The following is a 14,480-nucleotide window of genomic DNA, read 5'->3' as shown; positions in this document are numbered from 1 at the left end:
CCGCCGTGGACGTCGCTCCGATCCTGGCCGGTCTGGTCGGCCTCCCGGTCGGCTCGTACCTGAACCGGCTGGTGGTGCGCGAGCCGGGCTACGTCATCACCGATCCGGGCGATCTGCCCGACGACGCCGATCCGGCGCTCCTCGACGAACTCGAAGCCGTCCCGGAGCTACCGGACCCGGTTCCGTTCCTCGCGCTGGTCCGGCCGCGCACGTGGTGGCGTTGGTGGTTCCCGGCGACGGAGGTCGTCACCGCAGGGCTGTTCGCCCTGGCCGTCCACCGTGTCGGTACCGGTTGGCCGATCATCCCCGTGCTGTTCCTCGTGGCAGCGCTGGTGACCCTGTCGGCCGTGGACCTCCGCGTCTACCGGATCCCCGATCGGGTCAACTTCCCGTCGATGGCGATCGGTCTGGCGCTGCTCGTCGCGACCTCGCTGGTCCGCGGCGAATGGGAACTGGCCGTGGCGGCCGTCGTCGGGGGCCTGACCTACGCGACGATGCTGTTCCTGGCCCACATCGCCTATCCCCGGGGAATGGGTTGGGGTGACGTGAAGCTGGCATGGCTGATGGGCTTCCACGTGGGCTGGGCGTCGTGGGACGGCGGGTCGCTCGTCGAGCAGTACCTGTACGTGCTCCGGGGCATCATCCTGGCCTTCGGCATCGGATCGCTGCTCGGAGCGGTGTTCGGTCTCACCTATGCACTGGCCCGTCGCTCGGCGAAAGCGGTCTTCCCGTACGGGCCGTCGCTGGCGATCGGTTGCCTCGTCGTGGTCCTCTGGGCGCCCGAGTTGAGCTGATCGCGTTCGCGCCCCGTTCGGTCGCGGCTCTACGCTCGCCCCGATGTTGCGCTACCTCACCGCCGGTGAATCGCATGGACAGGGTCTCGTCGTCATCGTCGAGGGTCTACCTGCGGGGCTCCCGATCACCGTCGAAGAGATCCAGGGCGAGCTCGCCCGTCGGCGTCTCGGCTATGGCCGTGGGCCACGCATGCGTTTCGAACAGGACGAACTCACGCTGATCGGCGGGGTGCGCCACGGGCGGACGCTCGGCTCGCCGGTGGCCATCGAGATCGCGAACAGCGAGTGGAAGCGCAGCGACAAGTGGCACGAGGAGATGTCGCCCGCGCCGGGGAAGACACAGAACCCCGAGACCCAGCCGCGTCCCGGTCATGCCGACCTGGCGGGGATGCAGAAGTACGGATTCGACGACGCTCGTGACGTGCTCGAACGGGCTTCGGCGCGAGAGACCGCGGCGCGAGTCGCCGCCGGTACGGTCGCCAAGGCACTGCTCTCGCACATCGGCGTCGACGTCGTGAGCCACATCGTGCAGATCGGCGACGCCCGCACCGACTCGACCGCTCGCCCCGGCCCGAGCGATCTCGCCGCCGTGGACGAGAACGAGGTCCGCTGCTTCGACCCTGCGGCGACCGACGCCATGATCACGGCGATCAAGGACGCGGCCAAGGACGGCGACTCGCTCGGTGGCGTCGCCGAGGTGCTGGCCTACGGCGTGCCCGTCGGCCTCGGCAGCCACGTGCACTGGGACCGCAAGATCGACGGACTCCTGGCGCAGGCCCTCATGAGCATCCAGGCCGTCAAGGGCGTCGAGGTCGGCGACGGCTTCGAGGTCGCCGGGCGACGGGGGAGCGCGGCGCACGATCCGATCACCTGGTCGGACGAGGACGGCTACGTCCGCGAGTCGACCCTCGCCGGTGGCGTCGAGGGCGGCATCACCTCCGGTGAACTCGTCGTCGCCCGAGTGGCGATGAAGCCTCTGGCTTCGCTCAACAAGCCGGTGCTCAAGACCGTCGACACGGTGACGAAGCAGGAGACGGTCTCCTTCAAGGAGCGGACCGACGTCACCGCCGTGCCGGCGATGGGCGTCGTGGCCGAGACGATGACGGCCCTCGTCCTCGCAACGGAAGCGATGCGGAAGTTCGGCGGCGACTCGCTCGACGAGTTCGTCCGCAACCACGACGCCTTCGTCGCGTCGCTCTGAAGCGCTCGACGGTCGTGGGTCGCCCCCGCCACCTCGTCCTCGTCGGCCTCATGGCCACGGGGAAGTCGACCGTGGGGCGACTCGTCGCCGCATCGCTCGGGCGTCGCCTGGTCGACTCCGACGACCAGGTCGAGGCCATGGCCGGCCGCACGGTCCGCGAGATCTGGCGCACGGATGGAGAAGCCGCCTTCCGTCTGCTCGAGACGGCAGCGCTGACCGAGGCGCTCGCCGACACCACGCCGAGCGTGATCGCTGCCGCCGGCGGCGTCGTGCTCGCTGAGGAGAACCGGCTGCTGCTCTCTGCCGACCACGTCGAGGTCGTCTGGTTGCGGGCCCGCCCGGCGACGCTGGTGGAACGCGTCCGGTCCGCCGGCGACGGTCACCGTCCACTGCTGGACGACGATCCGGCAGGCATGCTGGTGCGTATGGAAGCCGACCGTCGATCGCTCTACGAGTCGGTCGCCGATCGAGTGCTCGACGTCGACGACCGTTCGCCCGCCGAGGTGGCCCGGGCGATCACCGGACCCGAGGATGCCCGATGATCCGCGTCGAGGTGCCGGTGCCCGGACGGACGTACGACGCCGTCGTGGGACGAGACATCCTCGACGAGGTCGCGGCGTTGGTGCCGTCGGGCGCGAAGCGAGCTGCGGTGGTGACCCAGCGGGGCATCGGGGTGAACGTCGATCCCGGCGTCGACCACCGTGTCTTCACCATCGCCGACGGCGAGGGGGCGAAGTCGCTCTCGACCATCGAGATGCTGTGCCGGAACTGGGCGGGTTGGGGCCTCACCCGCTCCGACGTCGTGATCGCCATCGGCGGCGGCGTCGTCACCGACGTGGCCGGGTTCGCCGCTGCCACCTACCACCGGGGCGTCGGTGTCATCCACGTCCCCACGACGTTGCTCGGCATGATCGACGCAGCCATCGGTGGGAAGACCGGCGTGAATCTGCCCGAGGGCAAGAACCTCGTCGGTGCCTTCTGGCAGCCCCAGGGCGTGCTCTGCGATCTGGCGACGCTCGACACCCTGCCGCCGCGCGAGCGGCGGTCCGGCATGGGCGAACTCGCCAAGTACCGCTTCCTGCCGGGCGGCGACGACCTCGAGACCCTCGAGTTCGACGAGCAGGTGGCCCGCTGCATCGAGATCAAGGCCGAGGTCGTGGCCTCTGACGAGCGTGAGGGCGGCCGGCGGGCGATCCTGAACTACGGGCACACGCTCGCCCACGCGATCGAGACTGCTGGCACGTACGACCTCCGACACGGTGAGGCGGTCGCGGTCGGGCTGCACTACGCGGCACACCTCGCTGCTCGGCTCGGACGCATCGACGACGAACGGGTCCGAGAACATCGCGAGGTCCTGGGCCACTACGACCTGCCGATCCACCTCCCCGAGGGTCTCGGCGACGACGAACTCCTCTCGCTCATGGGGCGCGACAAGAAGGCGGTCGACGGGCTGACGTTCGCACTCGACGGCCCCGATGGGGTCGAGGTCGTCAACGACGTCGACGTCGACGTCGCTCGAGCCGCACTGGCCGACGTGCGATGACCGGTACCGTCCTGCTGCTCAGCGGCCCCAACCTCGACCTCCTCGGCGAGCGTCAGCCGGAGATCTACGGGAGCGCGACGCTCGACGACCACGTGGCGACCGCCACGTCGGCCGCCGTCGCCCATCACCTGCACGTCGAGCACCTGCAGTCGAACCACGAGGGCGTCCTGATCGAGGCGATCCACCACGCTCGGAAGCGATGCGCAGCGATCGTCATCAACGCCGGGGCGTTCACGCACTACGCCTGGGCCATCCACGATGCCCTCGCAGCGTTCGACGGGCCGGTGATCGAACTCCACCTGTCCGACCCGAAGACCCGTGAACCGTGGCGGCACCTGTCGGTGATCGAACCGGTCGCCGACGCAGTCGTCGCCGGCCTCGGGGGCGACGGTTACCGCGTGGCGATCGAACGGGCGAGTGAGCTGATCAACCGTGGATGAGCTGGCGCCGTTGGAGACGGCACAGCGCATCGGCCGGCTGCGCGAGCGGTTCGCCGACGAGGCGTGCGACGCCCTGGTCGTCACCGACCTGGTCAACATCCGCTATCTCACGGGGTTCACCGGCTCCAACGCCGTGCTCCTGGTGACCACGGACGACGTGACCCTCGTGACCGACGGGCGCTACCGGACCCAGTCAGCCGAGCAACTCGAGGCCGCCGGGGTCGTCGCGTCGATCGCCATCGCCAACGACCCCGAGCGTGAGCTCGCTGCCGCGGCGCGGGGGATCACGCGGATCGGCCTCGAAGCCGACGACGTCTCCTGGGCCACGCAGCGGCGCTGGGCGACCGACACCTTCTCGTGGGCGCACCTCGTCCCGACACAGGCCGTCGTGCTCACCCAGCGGGCCGTGAAGGACGAGGGGGAGGTCGACCGACTCCTCGCCGCCAGCGCCATCGCCGACGCGGCCCTGGCCGACGTCGCATCCCGCGTCCACGACGGGCTCACCGAGCGTGCGTTCCGGCGGGAGTTGGAGGACGCGATGACCGATCACGGCTCCGATGGGCCGTCGTTCGACACGATCATCGCCAGCGGCCCGAACGGCGCCAAACCGCATGCACGTCCGACCGACCGGGTCATCGGCTCGTCGGGGGCGGGGGAGTTCGTGGTCGTCGACTTCGGCGCCACGGTCGACGGTTACCACTCCGACATGACTCGGACGCTTCCGGTCGGGGACCTGAGCCCCACCCAGGAGCGGATGTACGAGGTCGTGCGGGCTTCGCAGGCCGCCGGTGTCGAGAAGGTCGCTGCGGGCATCCGTTGTCGCACCATCGACGAGACGTGTCGCGAAGTCGTCGTGGACGCCGGCTGGGGCGACGCCTTCGCCCACGGCACGGGACACGGCATCGGTCTCGTCATCCACGAATCGCCGCGGCTGGCGTCGACATCGGTCGAGGTGCTCGCGCCGGGGCACTGTGTCACCGTCGAGCCCGGCGTCTACCTCCCGGAGCACGGCGGGGTGCGCATCGAGGACTCGGTCGTGGTCACTGCGACGGGCTGTCGGATGCTCACCAACGCCCCGTACGCCTGAGCAGAGTTGCAACTGGCCACCTGACGCCTTCACCATGTCGGGATGGCTTCGACCAACGACCTGAAGAACGGCATGTGTCTCAACCTCTCCGAGGGGTTGATGCAGGTGGTCGAGTTCCAGCACGTCAAGCCGGGCAAGGGCGGCGCCTTCGTGCGCACGACCCTCAAGAACGTCCGGACCGGCCAGGTGATCGACAAGACGTTCCGGGCCGCCGAGAAGGTCGAACAGGCCAAGATCGACCGCAGCGAGTACCAGTACCTCTACCGCGACGGCACCGACTACGTCTTCATGGACCAGGAGACGTTCGAGCAGATGAACGTCGCGCCCGAGTCGCTCGGCGACGCCACCAAGTACCTCATCGAGAACTCGACGGCGACGCTGATGCTCTACGGCGACGAGATCGTGGGCGTGGAACTCCCGCCGTCGGTCGAGCTCACCGTGGCCGAGACCGAGCCGGGCCTCCAGGGCGACCGTTCGTCGGGCGGCACCAAGCCGGCCACGCTCGAGACCGGGTACCTCGTCCAGGTCCCGCTGTTCATCGAGATCGGCGAGAAGCTCAGGATCGACACCCGCACCGGCGATTACATGTCCCGTGCCTGAAGGTTCGGACTCCAAGGACGGCACCGTCACCGCGGCGACGCGGCGCGATGCCCGCGAGCGCGCCGTCGAACTGCTCTACGAATCGCATGCCAAGGGCATCGACGTCGACGAGATCGTCACGGCGCTGCCCCTCACCCCGGACGCCTACGCGCTCGAGCTCGCTCGTGGCGTGGCCGATCACCAGATCGAGCTCGACCGGATCCTGACGCGCCACGCTCGCCGCTGGCCGGTGGACCGCATGGCGGTCACCGACCGCAGTGTGCTGCGGATCGGAGCGTTCGAACTCGCGACCAAGCCCGACGTCCCGACGGGTGCTGCGCTCTCCGAGGCGGTCGAGTTGGGCGGCCAGTACGGCAGCACCGACGACACGTCGCGCTTCGTGAACGGCATCCTCGCCGCCGTCGCCGACGAGGTACGCGGGTCGCGCCCGTGGCGCCCGATCGACGTCGTGGTGTTCGACATGGACGGTGTGATCCGTCATTGGCTCGACGACCAGGTCGTCGAAGCAGAGCAGGAGCTCGGCCTCCCGGCCGGGTCGGTCCACGCTGCCGCCTTCGCCGATCCGGGCTTCCGTGAGGTGACGCACGGCGCGATCACGGCAGAGGCCTGGGCCGCCGCCATCGGCGCCACCCTCGCCGCCGAGCACGAGGGCGTCTCCGCCGACGACGTGGCATCGCTGTGGTTGCGCTCGAACTGGCGGATCGACGACGACGTCGTCACCATCGTCGGTGGGCTGAAGGCCGCCGGAACCAAGACCGCGCTGTTCTCCAATGCCTCGACGAAGCTGGAGGCCGACATGGAGGAGATGGGCATCGCCGACGTGTTCCCCGTCGTGGCGAACTCGTCCAGGATCGGCATGGCGAAGCCCGATGTCCCCGCGTTCGAGCACGTGGCGTCGATGCTCGACGCCGACCCGGCATCGCTCCTGTTCGTCGACGACCGTCCCGAGAACGTGGGCGGGGCAGTCGACGCAGGTTGGCATGCTGTCCAGATGCGTTCTGCGTACCGACTCGGAGGCGTGCTCCGACGTCTGGGAATCCCGGGTGCTCCCGACCCCGCCTGACGGTCTCCGTCACTGGCGTCTGGCCGACGCTCCGGCCCTGGCTGCCGCCTGGGCCGACCCGTCGATCCGCCTCTGGAACCCCCCGCCGGACGACGCCGACGCGACGTCGTGGATCATGCGATGTGAGGAGCGCTGGTCGCTCGGACTCTCCGTCGACTTCGTGATCGACGTCGGTGGTGCCGTGGCGGGCGAGGTCGGACTCCGCAACTTCACCGACGACCCGTCCCGGGCCGAGCTCGGGGTGTGGGTGGCCAGCGAGTGCCGCCGTGACGGTCTGGCCGGGTCCTCGGTGTCGGCAGTGACGTCGTGGGCGCACGAACACCTCGACCTCGATCAGGTGTGGTGCCGCTCCGCCGCCGACAACGAACCCGCTGCGGCGTTGTTCTCGTCGCTGGGTTGGCAGCGTCTCGGCGAGTCCGGTGGCCGGATCGTCTGGTCGGAGGCCCTGCCCGGGCCTGCTAGGTTCTCGCCCTGACCGTGAAGCGGGTCCTGTGAGGCCCAGACGGACAGGAAGGAACGCCGATGGCGGAACGCGAACGACGCATGACGCGCCCGGCAGGCGGCGTTTTCGTCGCCCGCAGTCGGGTCATGGATGCCGACGACATCGCCCGAGCGACCCGGCGCATGGCCCACGAGATCATCGAGGCCAACGCAGGAGCCGACGACGTGTGTCTCATCGGGCTCCAGACCGGCGGCGTGCCGCTGGCTCGCCAGCTGGCCGAGGCGATCGCTGCGATCGAGCACCCCGACGGTGGCGACGACGTCCCCTTCGGCCGTCTCGACGTGGCGTTCCACCGCGATGACATCGGTCTGCGGCCGACGATGCCCGAAGCGATCACCGACGTGCCGTTCCACCTCGACGGCAAGGTCGTGGTCCTCGTCGACGACGTGCTCTACACCGGACGCACGATCCGCGCCGCCCTCGACGCCCTCACCTCGTTCGGTCGACCCCGAGCGGTTCAGCTGGCCGTCATGGTCGACCGTGGACATCGGGAGCTGCCGATCCGGCCCGACTACGTCGGCAAGAACCTCCCCACCCGACACGACGAATCGGTCGACGTGACTGCCGACGGCGTCGACCTCGGAGCGATCGAGTGACCGACCTCCTGTCGATCTCCGACCTCGAGCGCGCCGACGTCGAGCAGTTGCTCGATCTCACCGACCACTTCGTCGAGGTGTCGGCCCGACCCATCCCCAAGGTTCCTGCGCTCCGTGGCAAGACCGTGGTGAGCCTGTTCTACGAGGACTCGACCCGGACCCGCCTGAGCTTCGAGACCGCGGCAAAGCGGTTGTCGGCCGACACGATGAACTTCTCGGTGTCGACCTCGTCGGTGAAGAAGGGCGAGTCGCTGCGCGACACCGCACTCACCATCGAGGCCATGGGCATCGACTGCATCGTCGTGCGCCACAAGTCGGCCGGCGTGCCCTGGCAGCTGACCCACTGGGTCGATGCTGCGGTCGTCAACGCCGGCGACGGATGGCACGAGCACCCCACCCAGGCGTTGCTCGACTGCTACACGCTGCGCCAGAAGCGCGGCTCGCTCGACGGCATGCACATCGCCATCGTCGGCGACATCAAGCACAGCCGGGTCGCTCGATCCGACATCGCGGCCTTCACCAAGCTGGGCGCCGAGGTGACCTTGGTGGCGCCACCGACGCTGTTGCCGCCGGCGATCGAGACCTATCCCGTCCGGGTGAGTCACGACATCGACGCGGTGCTCCCGACCGTCGACGCGGTCTACCTGCTGCGCATGCAGCGTGAGCGCATGACCGAGGCCCTGCTCCCGAGCCTGCGCGAGTACACGTCGACCTACGGCCTGACGGTCGCCCGGGCCGAGTTGCTCCAGGACGACGCGATCGTCATGCACCCCGGTCCGATGAACCGTGGCGTCGAGGTCGACGGCGACATCGCCGACTTCGATCGTTCGGTGATCATCGACCAGGTCCGCAACGGCGTGTCCGTGCGCATGGCCGTGCTGTTCCTCCTCCTCGGATCCGGTTCGGATCTCCACAACGCCATTCCCGCCGCCGATCCTGAAGCGAGCCATCGATGAGTCCTGCAGCACCTGCGTTCGTGATCAAGGGCGGTCGTGTCGTCGACTCGACCGGCACACGGGACGCCGATGTCGTCGTCGGCGTCGACGGGACGATCGTCGCCGTGGGCTCCGACCTCGACGCCCCCGAGACCCTCGATGCCTCGGGATGCATCGTCAGTCCCGGCTTCGTCGACATCCACTCGCACCTACGCCAACCGGGGCAGGAAGAGGCCGAGACGATCGAGACCGGCGCTCGCGGCGCCGCCGTGGGTGGCTACACCTGCATCCTCGCCATGCCGAACACGATCCCCGCGATCGACTCTGCCTCGGTCGCCCGTGAGGTTCTCGAACTCGGACGCAGCGCTCCGTGCGACGTCCGGACGTCGGGAGCGATCACCGTCGGGCGGGCGGGAACGCAACTCGCACCGATGGCCGAACTCGCAGAGCTCGGCGTGACGCTGTTCACCGACGACGGCGCCGGCGTACAGGACAACCGACTGATGCGCCGGGCGATGGAGTACGCCACGGGGCTCGGCGTGACCCTCGCGCAGCACTGTGAGGACGACGCGCTCTGCGGCGGTGGCCACATGCACGAGGGCGAGTGGTCGAGCCGCCTCGGCATCCCCGGCCAGCCGGCCGAGGCCGAGGAACTCATGGTGATGCGCGACATCGCGCTCGCCCGACTCACCGGTGCCAAGCTCCACTTCCAGCACATGTCGACTGCGGGTTCGATGGCGATGATCGCCGGCGCCAAGGCCGCCGGTCTGTCCATCACGTGCGAGGCGACCACGCATCACTTCACCCTCACCCACGCGAACTGCGCGTCGTACGACCCGGTGTTCAAGGTCAACCCTCCGCTTCGCACCGACGAGGACGTGGCCGCGGTGAAGGCGGCGATCGCGTCTGGCACTGTCGACTGCATCGCCACCGACCACGCACCCCACGCCCCCGACACCAAGCTGGCCCCGTTCGACGAGGCGCCTCCCGGGATGCTGGGACTCGAGACGGCGCTCGCCCTCGCCCTGACCGAACTCGACATCGAGGTCGAGGCCGTGGTCGGGCTGCTCTCGTGGCAGCCCGCGGCGATCATCGGCGCCGACGACCGACACGGGCTCCCGGTCGCCGAGGGGAACCCCGCCAATCTCTGTGTGTTCGATCCCGAGGAGGAGTGGACCATCGACGGCAACGCCATGCAGTCCAAGAGCCGCAACACGCCCTACGCCGGCCGCCGGGTACGTGGTCGTGTCCGCCACACCGTGCTCGAGGGTGAACCAGTCGTCCGAAACGGAGAGCCGACCCGATGAGCACCATCCGCGAAGCAGCCTTGGTCCTGGCCGACGGCTCGACCTTCGAAGGCGAGTGGTTCGGGGCCGATCCCGCCGATCCGGCGGGATTCGCCTCGGGTGAGGTCGTCTTCAACACCGCGCTGACGGGGTACCAGGAGATCATCACCGACCCGTCGTACGCCGGTCAGATCATCTCGTTCACCTACCCCCACATCGGGAACTACGGCGTGACGAGCATCGACGACGAGAGTCGGTCGGCGTTCTGCCGGGGCGTCATCGTCCGCGACCTGGCTCGGCGTCGGAGCAACTGGCGCAGCGAGGGCGACCTCTCGACGTACCTCACCGATCTGGGCGTGCCTGGCATCGGCGGCATCGACACCCGCCGCCTCACTCGCCTCATCCGGGACACCGGCGCCCTTCCCGGAGCGTTCGGGCCCCTCGACCTGGTCGACGAAGCCACGCTGAAGCAGGCTGCGGCCGACGAGCCCGGCACGACCGGTGTCGACCTCGTCGCCGACGTCACCACGCCGGAGCGCTACACGTACGGCACGGGATCGCTGCGGGTCGCGGCCTACGACTTCGGCATCAAGACGTCGATCCTCACCCAGCTCGGGGCGTTCGCCACCGTCGAGGTCTTCCCGGCCTCGGCCACGGCCGACGCGATCCGATCGGTCGACCCCGACGGCATCTTCTTGTCGAACGGCCCCGGCGATCCCGAGGTCCTCGACTACGCCGCAGCGGAGATCCGTTCGCTCCTGGACGACACGGGAACACGCAAGGACGTGCCGATCTTCGGCATCTGCCTGGGCCACCAGGTCCTGTCGCTCGCTGCAGGCGCCTCCACCGTGAAGCTCCCGTTCGGGCACCACGGCGGCAACCATCCGGTCCGCGACGTCAACTCGGGTCGCATCGACATCACCAGCCAGAACCACAACTTCGCCGTCGACCCCGACTCGCTCGCCGGCATCGGCGAGATGACCCACGTGAACCTCAACGACGGCGTCTGCGAGGGCATGCGCCTCACCGAGGCCAACGCCTGGTCGGTCCAGCACCACCCCGAGGCCGGACCCGGCCCCCACGACGCCCGCCACCTGTTCGACCACTTCAAGTCCGAGATGGAGAAGTAGTGCCCAAGCGCACCGACATCGAATCGATCATGATCATCGGCTCCGGCCCGATCGTCATCGGACAGGCCTGTGAGTTCGACTACTCGGGCACCCAGGCGTGCAAGGTCCTCCGAGAGGAGGGCTACCGCGTCATCCTGATGAACTCGAACCCGGCCACGATCATGACCGACCCCGAGTTCGCCGACGCCACCTACGTCGAGCCGCTCGATCTCGAGCACGCCCGCAAGATCATCGAGCAGGAGAAGCCCGACGCGGTCCTGCCGACGCTCGGCGGCCAGACCGGTCTGAACCTGGCGATGGAGTTGTTCGAGGCCGGCGTGATCGGTGTGCCCGGGACCCCCGAGATGATCGGGGCGAACGCCGAGGCCATCGCCACCGCGGAGGACCGCGAGCAGTTCAAGGTCGCCATGGTCGGCATCGGCCTCGACGTCCCGTCGTCGGCCACGGCTCACACCATGGAGGAGTGCCGCGAGGTCGTCGAGACGATCGGCCTCCCCGTGGTCATCCGGCCGGCCTACATCCTCGGCGGCAAGGGCACCGGCATCGCGTCGACGCCCGAGGAGTTCGAGAAGATGGCCAAGTTCGGCCTCGAGTCGAGCCCCATCTCCGAGATCCTGATCGAGACGTCGATCAAGGGTTGGAAGGAGTACGAGCTCGAGGTCATGCGTGACCGCGACGACAACTGCGTGATCATCTGCGGGATCGAGAACCTCGATCCGATGGGCGTCCACACCGGCGACTCCATCACGGTGGCGCCGATCCAGACCCTCTCCGACGTCGAGTACCAGGCGATGCGAGACGCGGCGTTCGCCTGCATCCGCCGCGTCGGTGTCGAGACCGGTGGCTCGAACGTGCAGTTCGCCATCAACCCCGAGAACGGCGACATGGTCGTCATCGAGATGAACCCCCGGGTCTCGCGTTCGAGCGCGCTCGCCTCGAAGGCCACCGGCTTCCCGATCGCGAAGATGGCCGCCAAGCTGGCCGTCGGCTACACGCTCGACGAGATCCCGAACGACATCACGAAGATGACGCCGGCCAGCTTCGAACCGGTCATCGACTACGTCGTGACCAAGGTCCCGCGATGGGCGTTCGAGAAGTTCCCCGGCCAGGGTGACGTGCTCGGCACGTCGATGCAGTCGGTGGGCGAGGCGATGGCCATCGGCCGGACCTTCCCCGAGTCGATGCAGAAGGCGATGCGCTCGCTCGAGCAGGGACGACTGGGCCTCAACTGCGACCCGGGCGAGACGCAACTCGACGACCTCACCGACGAGGAGCTCCTCGCCCAGGCGTGCATCGGCACGCCCGACCGTCCGTTCCAGCTCGAGGCATGCCTCCGGCGGGGGATGAGCATCGAGACCGTGGCCGACGCGACGAAGGTCGATCCGTGGTTCCTCGACCAGTTCTCGCTCATCATCGAGGAGCGTGCCCACCTCGCCGAGGTCGGCTTCGAGGCGGTCACGACCCGCGACCTCCGTCGGGCCAAGCGCCTCGGTTTCGGCGACGCTCAGCTCGCCTACCTGTGGGGCGTTCCGGAGGTCGACGTGCGCCGTCGTCGCATCGACGCCGGCCTGGTTCCGACCTACAAGACCGTCGACACCTGTGCAGCGGAGTTCGACGCGACCACGCCGTACCACTACTCCACATGGGAGGACACGGACGAGGTCGTCGACACCGGACGGCCTCGCGTCATCATCCTCGGCTCGGGTCCGAACCGCATCGGCCAGGGCATCGAGTTCGACTACTGCTGCGTGCATGCGAGCTTCGCGCTGTCCGACGCCGGCTTCGAGACCGTCATGGTCAACTGCAACCCCGAGACCGTGTCGACCGACTACGACACCTCGGATCGCCTCTATTTCGAGCCGCTCACCTACGAGGACGCGCTCAGCGTCGTCGAGGCCGAACAGGCCACCGGCAATCTCGTCGGCGTGATCGTCAGCCTCGGCGGACAGACACCACTGAAGTTGGCGAACGACCTGCCCGAGGGCACGGTCCTCGGCACCAGCCCCGCCTCGATCGACCTGGCCGAGGACCGCGATCTCTGGAACCAACTGTGTGATCGTCTGGAGATCCCGCAGCCGGCCGGTGGCACGGCGACCGACCTCGACGGCGCCCGCGAGATCGTCGAACGCATCGGGTACCCGGCGCTGCTCCGTCCGAGCTATGTCCTCGGTGGCCGGGCGATGGAGATCGTCTACGACGACGACGGACTCGTCGCCGCCATGAAGGAACTCGCCGGGTTCGGGAGTCTCGGCCGCGAGGGTGGGCTCTCGTCCGAGCGCCCCGTGCTCGTGGACCGGTTCCTCGAGGAGGCCACCGAGGTCGACGTCGACGCCATCCGTGACAAGACCGGTGAGATCGTCATCGGCGGCGTCATGGAACACGTCGAGGAGGCCGGGGTGCACTCCGGTGACTCGGCCTGCTCGATCCCGCCGCACTCGTTGGCCGACGCGACCGTCGAGGTCATCGAGGACTACGCCCGTCGCATCGCCGACGCCCTCGACGTCCAGGGCCTGCTCAACGTGCAGTTCGCCGTGAAGGACGATCAGGTCTTCGTCATCGAGGCGAACCCCCGGGCGAGCCGTACCGTGCCGTTCGTGGCCAAGGCGACGGGCGTGCCGCTGGTGAAGGTCGCCGCCCGGGTGATGGTCGGCGCGACGCTGGCCGAACTCCGCGAAGAGGGACTGCTGACCGAATCGGTCCTCCCGTTCCGCACCGGCCAGGGCCGCCACATCGCCGTGAAGGAAGCGGTCCTGCCGTTCAACCGGTTCCCCGACGCCGACCAGGTGCTCGGCCCCGAGATGCGCTCGACGGGCGAGGTCATGGGCATCGACCGCACCTTCGGTCTGGCGTTCGCCAAGTCGCAGGTTGCGGCGGGGGAGCGACTCCCCGAGAAGGGCGCGGTGTTCTTCAGCCTCGCCGACCGCGACAAGCCCCAGGGTCGCATCGCCGCCCGGAGCTTCGTCGACCAGGGGTTCGAGATCGTGGCCACCGCCGGGACCGCGGCCGACTTCGAGTCGGCAGGCATCCCCGTGGCCACCCGGGTCGCCAAGCTCAGTGAGGGCGAGGGGAAGACCGCGGTCGACCTCATCGGCGAGGGCGGCATCGACCTCGTCATCAACTGCCCGCGTGGGCGTGGTTCCCGAGCCGACGGCGACTACATCCGCGCCGCAGCGGCGGCGAACCGCATCCCGCTGCTCACCACCGCGGCCGCCGCGGTCGCCGCCGCCGAGGGCATCCTCGATCGCGGGAAGTTGGACCGCCGGGTCCGCTCGCTCCAGGACTACCTCAAATGACCGTTCTGGT

The 14,480-nt window shown here is 68.9% G+C and carries 14 protein-coding genes; all 14 read left to right on the top strand.

The window, feature by feature from the left end; genetic code table 11:
• Window positions 1–5 precede the first annotated feature (5 nt).
• The 14 genes from AB8619_RS09380 (at window position 6) to carB (ending at window position 14,470) form a co-directional block, all read left to right on the top strand.
• Entirely contained in the window at window positions 6–794 is a 789-nt protein-coding gene (locus AB8619_RS09380) for a prepilin peptidase (RefSeq protein WP_436796200.1), read from the top strand.
• Window positions 795–837: 43 nt separating this feature from the next.
• Window positions 838–1,995 (top strand): chorismate synthase, encoded by a 1,158-nt coding sequence (aroC, locus tag AB8619_RS09375; RefSeq protein WP_436796199.1) that lies wholly within the window; start codon window positions 838–840, stop codon window positions 1,993–1,995.
• Window positions 1,996–2,009: 14 nt separating this feature from the next.
• A complete protein-coding gene (locus AB8619_RS09370) occupies window positions 2,010–2,537 on the top strand; it encodes a shikimate kinase (protein ID WP_436796198.1) in 528 nt (175 codons plus the stop codon).
• Window positions 2,534–3,538, top strand: a complete 1,005-nt coding sequence (locus tag AB8619_RS09365; RefSeq protein ID WP_436796197.1) for a 3-dehydroquinate synthase family protein — start codon at window positions 2,534–2,536, stop codon at window positions 3,536–3,538. Before AB8619_RS09370 ends, AB8619_RS09365 begins: the two co-directional genes overlap by 4 nt.
• Window positions 3,535–3,978, top strand: a complete 444-nt coding sequence (locus tag AB8619_RS09360; protein WP_436796196.1) for a type II 3-dehydroquinate dehydratase — start codon at window positions 3,535–3,537, stop codon at window positions 3,976–3,978. Before AB8619_RS09365 ends, AB8619_RS09360 begins: the two co-directional genes overlap by 4 nt.
• A complete protein-coding gene (locus AB8619_RS09355; protein ID WP_436796195.1) occupies window positions 3,971–5,065 on the top strand; it encodes a M24 family metallopeptidase in 1,095 nt (364 codons plus the stop codon). Before AB8619_RS09360 ends, AB8619_RS09355 begins: the two co-directional genes overlap by 8 nt.
• A 42-nt stretch (window positions 5,066–5,107) precedes the next feature.
• Entirely contained in the window at window positions 5,108–5,665 is a 558-nt protein-coding gene (gene efp, locus AB8619_RS09350) for an elongation factor P (protein ID WP_436796194.1), read from the top strand.
• Window positions 5,658–6,728 carry a transcription antitermination factor NusB gene (gene nusB / locus AB8619_RS09345; protein ID WP_436796193.1) on the top strand — a complete coding sequence of 357 codons (1,071 nt, stop codon included), beginning with the start codon at window positions 5,658–5,660 and terminating at the stop codon, window positions 6,726–6,728. The genes efp and nusB overlap by 8 nt, the downstream gene beginning before the upstream one ends.
• Window positions 6,709–7,203, top strand: coding sequence for a GNAT family N-acetyltransferase (locus AB8619_RS09340; protein WP_436796192.1), 495 nt, complete (start codon window positions 6,709–6,711; stop codon window positions 7,201–7,203). Before nusB ends, AB8619_RS09340 begins: the two co-directional genes overlap by 20 nt.
• Before the next feature lie 68 nt (window positions 7,204–7,271).
• Window positions 7,272–7,826, top strand: a complete 555-nt coding sequence (gene pyrR, locus AB8619_RS09335) for a bifunctional pyr operon transcriptional regulator/uracil phosphoribosyltransferase PyrR (protein WP_436796191.1) — start codon at window positions 7,272–7,274, stop codon at window positions 7,824–7,826.
• Entirely contained in the window at window positions 7,823–8,782 is a 960-nt protein-coding gene (locus AB8619_RS09330) for an aspartate carbamoyltransferase catalytic subunit (RefSeq protein WP_436796190.1), read from the top strand. The genes pyrR and AB8619_RS09330 overlap by 4 nt, the downstream gene beginning before the upstream one ends.
• Entirely contained in the window at window positions 8,779–10,068 is a 1,290-nt protein-coding gene (locus AB8619_RS09325; protein ID WP_436796189.1) for a dihydroorotase, read from the top strand. Before AB8619_RS09330 ends, AB8619_RS09325 begins: the two co-directional genes overlap by 4 nt.
• Window positions 10,065–11,177, top strand: a complete 1,113-nt coding sequence (gene carA, locus AB8619_RS09320) for a glutamine-hydrolyzing carbamoyl-phosphate synthase small subunit (RefSeq protein ID WP_436796188.1) — start codon at window positions 10,065–10,067, stop codon at window positions 11,175–11,177. The genes AB8619_RS09325 and carA overlap by 4 nt, the downstream gene beginning before the upstream one ends.
• A complete protein-coding gene (carB, locus tag AB8619_RS09315; protein ID WP_436796187.1) occupies window positions 11,177–14,470 on the top strand; it encodes a carbamoyl-phosphate synthase large subunit in 3,294 nt (1,097 codons plus the stop codon). Before carA ends, carB begins: the two co-directional genes overlap by 1 nt.
• Window positions 14,471–14,480 lie beyond the last annotated feature (10 nt).

Origin of the sequence: Actinospongiicola halichondriae, from assembly GCF_049103745.1 — a bacterium.
Classification (GTDB): domain Bacteria; phylum Actinomycetota; class Acidimicrobiia; order Acidimicrobiales; family Salinilacustritrichaceae; genus Salinilacustrithrix; species Salinilacustrithrix halichondriae.
Note: the sequence above shows the minus strand (reverse complement) of the source record. Positions and strands in the feature narration are given on the sequence as shown.

Bases quoted from the DNA above. Each gene is read 5' to 3' on its own strand.
- aroC (WP_436796199.1), top strand. From the start codon at position 838: ATGTTGCGCTACCTCACCGCCGGTGAATCGCATGGACAGGGTCTCGTC.
- carA (WP_436796188.1), top strand. From the start codon at position 10,065: ATGAGCACCATCCGCGAAGCAGCCTTGGTCCTGGCCGACGGCTCGACC.
- AB8619_RS09365 (WP_436796197.1), top strand. From the start codon at position 2,534: ATGATCCGCGTCGAGGTGCCGGTGCCCGGACGGACGTACGACGCCGTC.
- pyrR (WP_436796191.1), top strand. From the start codon at position 7,272: ATGACGCGCCCGGCAGGCGGCGTTTTCGTCGCCCGCAGTCGGGTCATG.
- AB8619_RS09360 (WP_436796196.1), top strand. From the start codon at position 3,535: ATGACCGGTACCGTCCTGCTGCTCAGCGGCCCCAACCTCGACCTCCTC.
- AB8619_RS09325 (WP_436796189.1), top strand. From the start codon at position 8,779: ATGAGTCCTGCAGCACCTGCGTTCGTGATCAAGGGCGGTCGTGTCGTC.
- efp (WP_436796194.1), top strand. From the start codon at position 5,108: ATGGCTTCGACCAACGACCTGAAGAACGGCATGTGTCTCAACCTCTCC.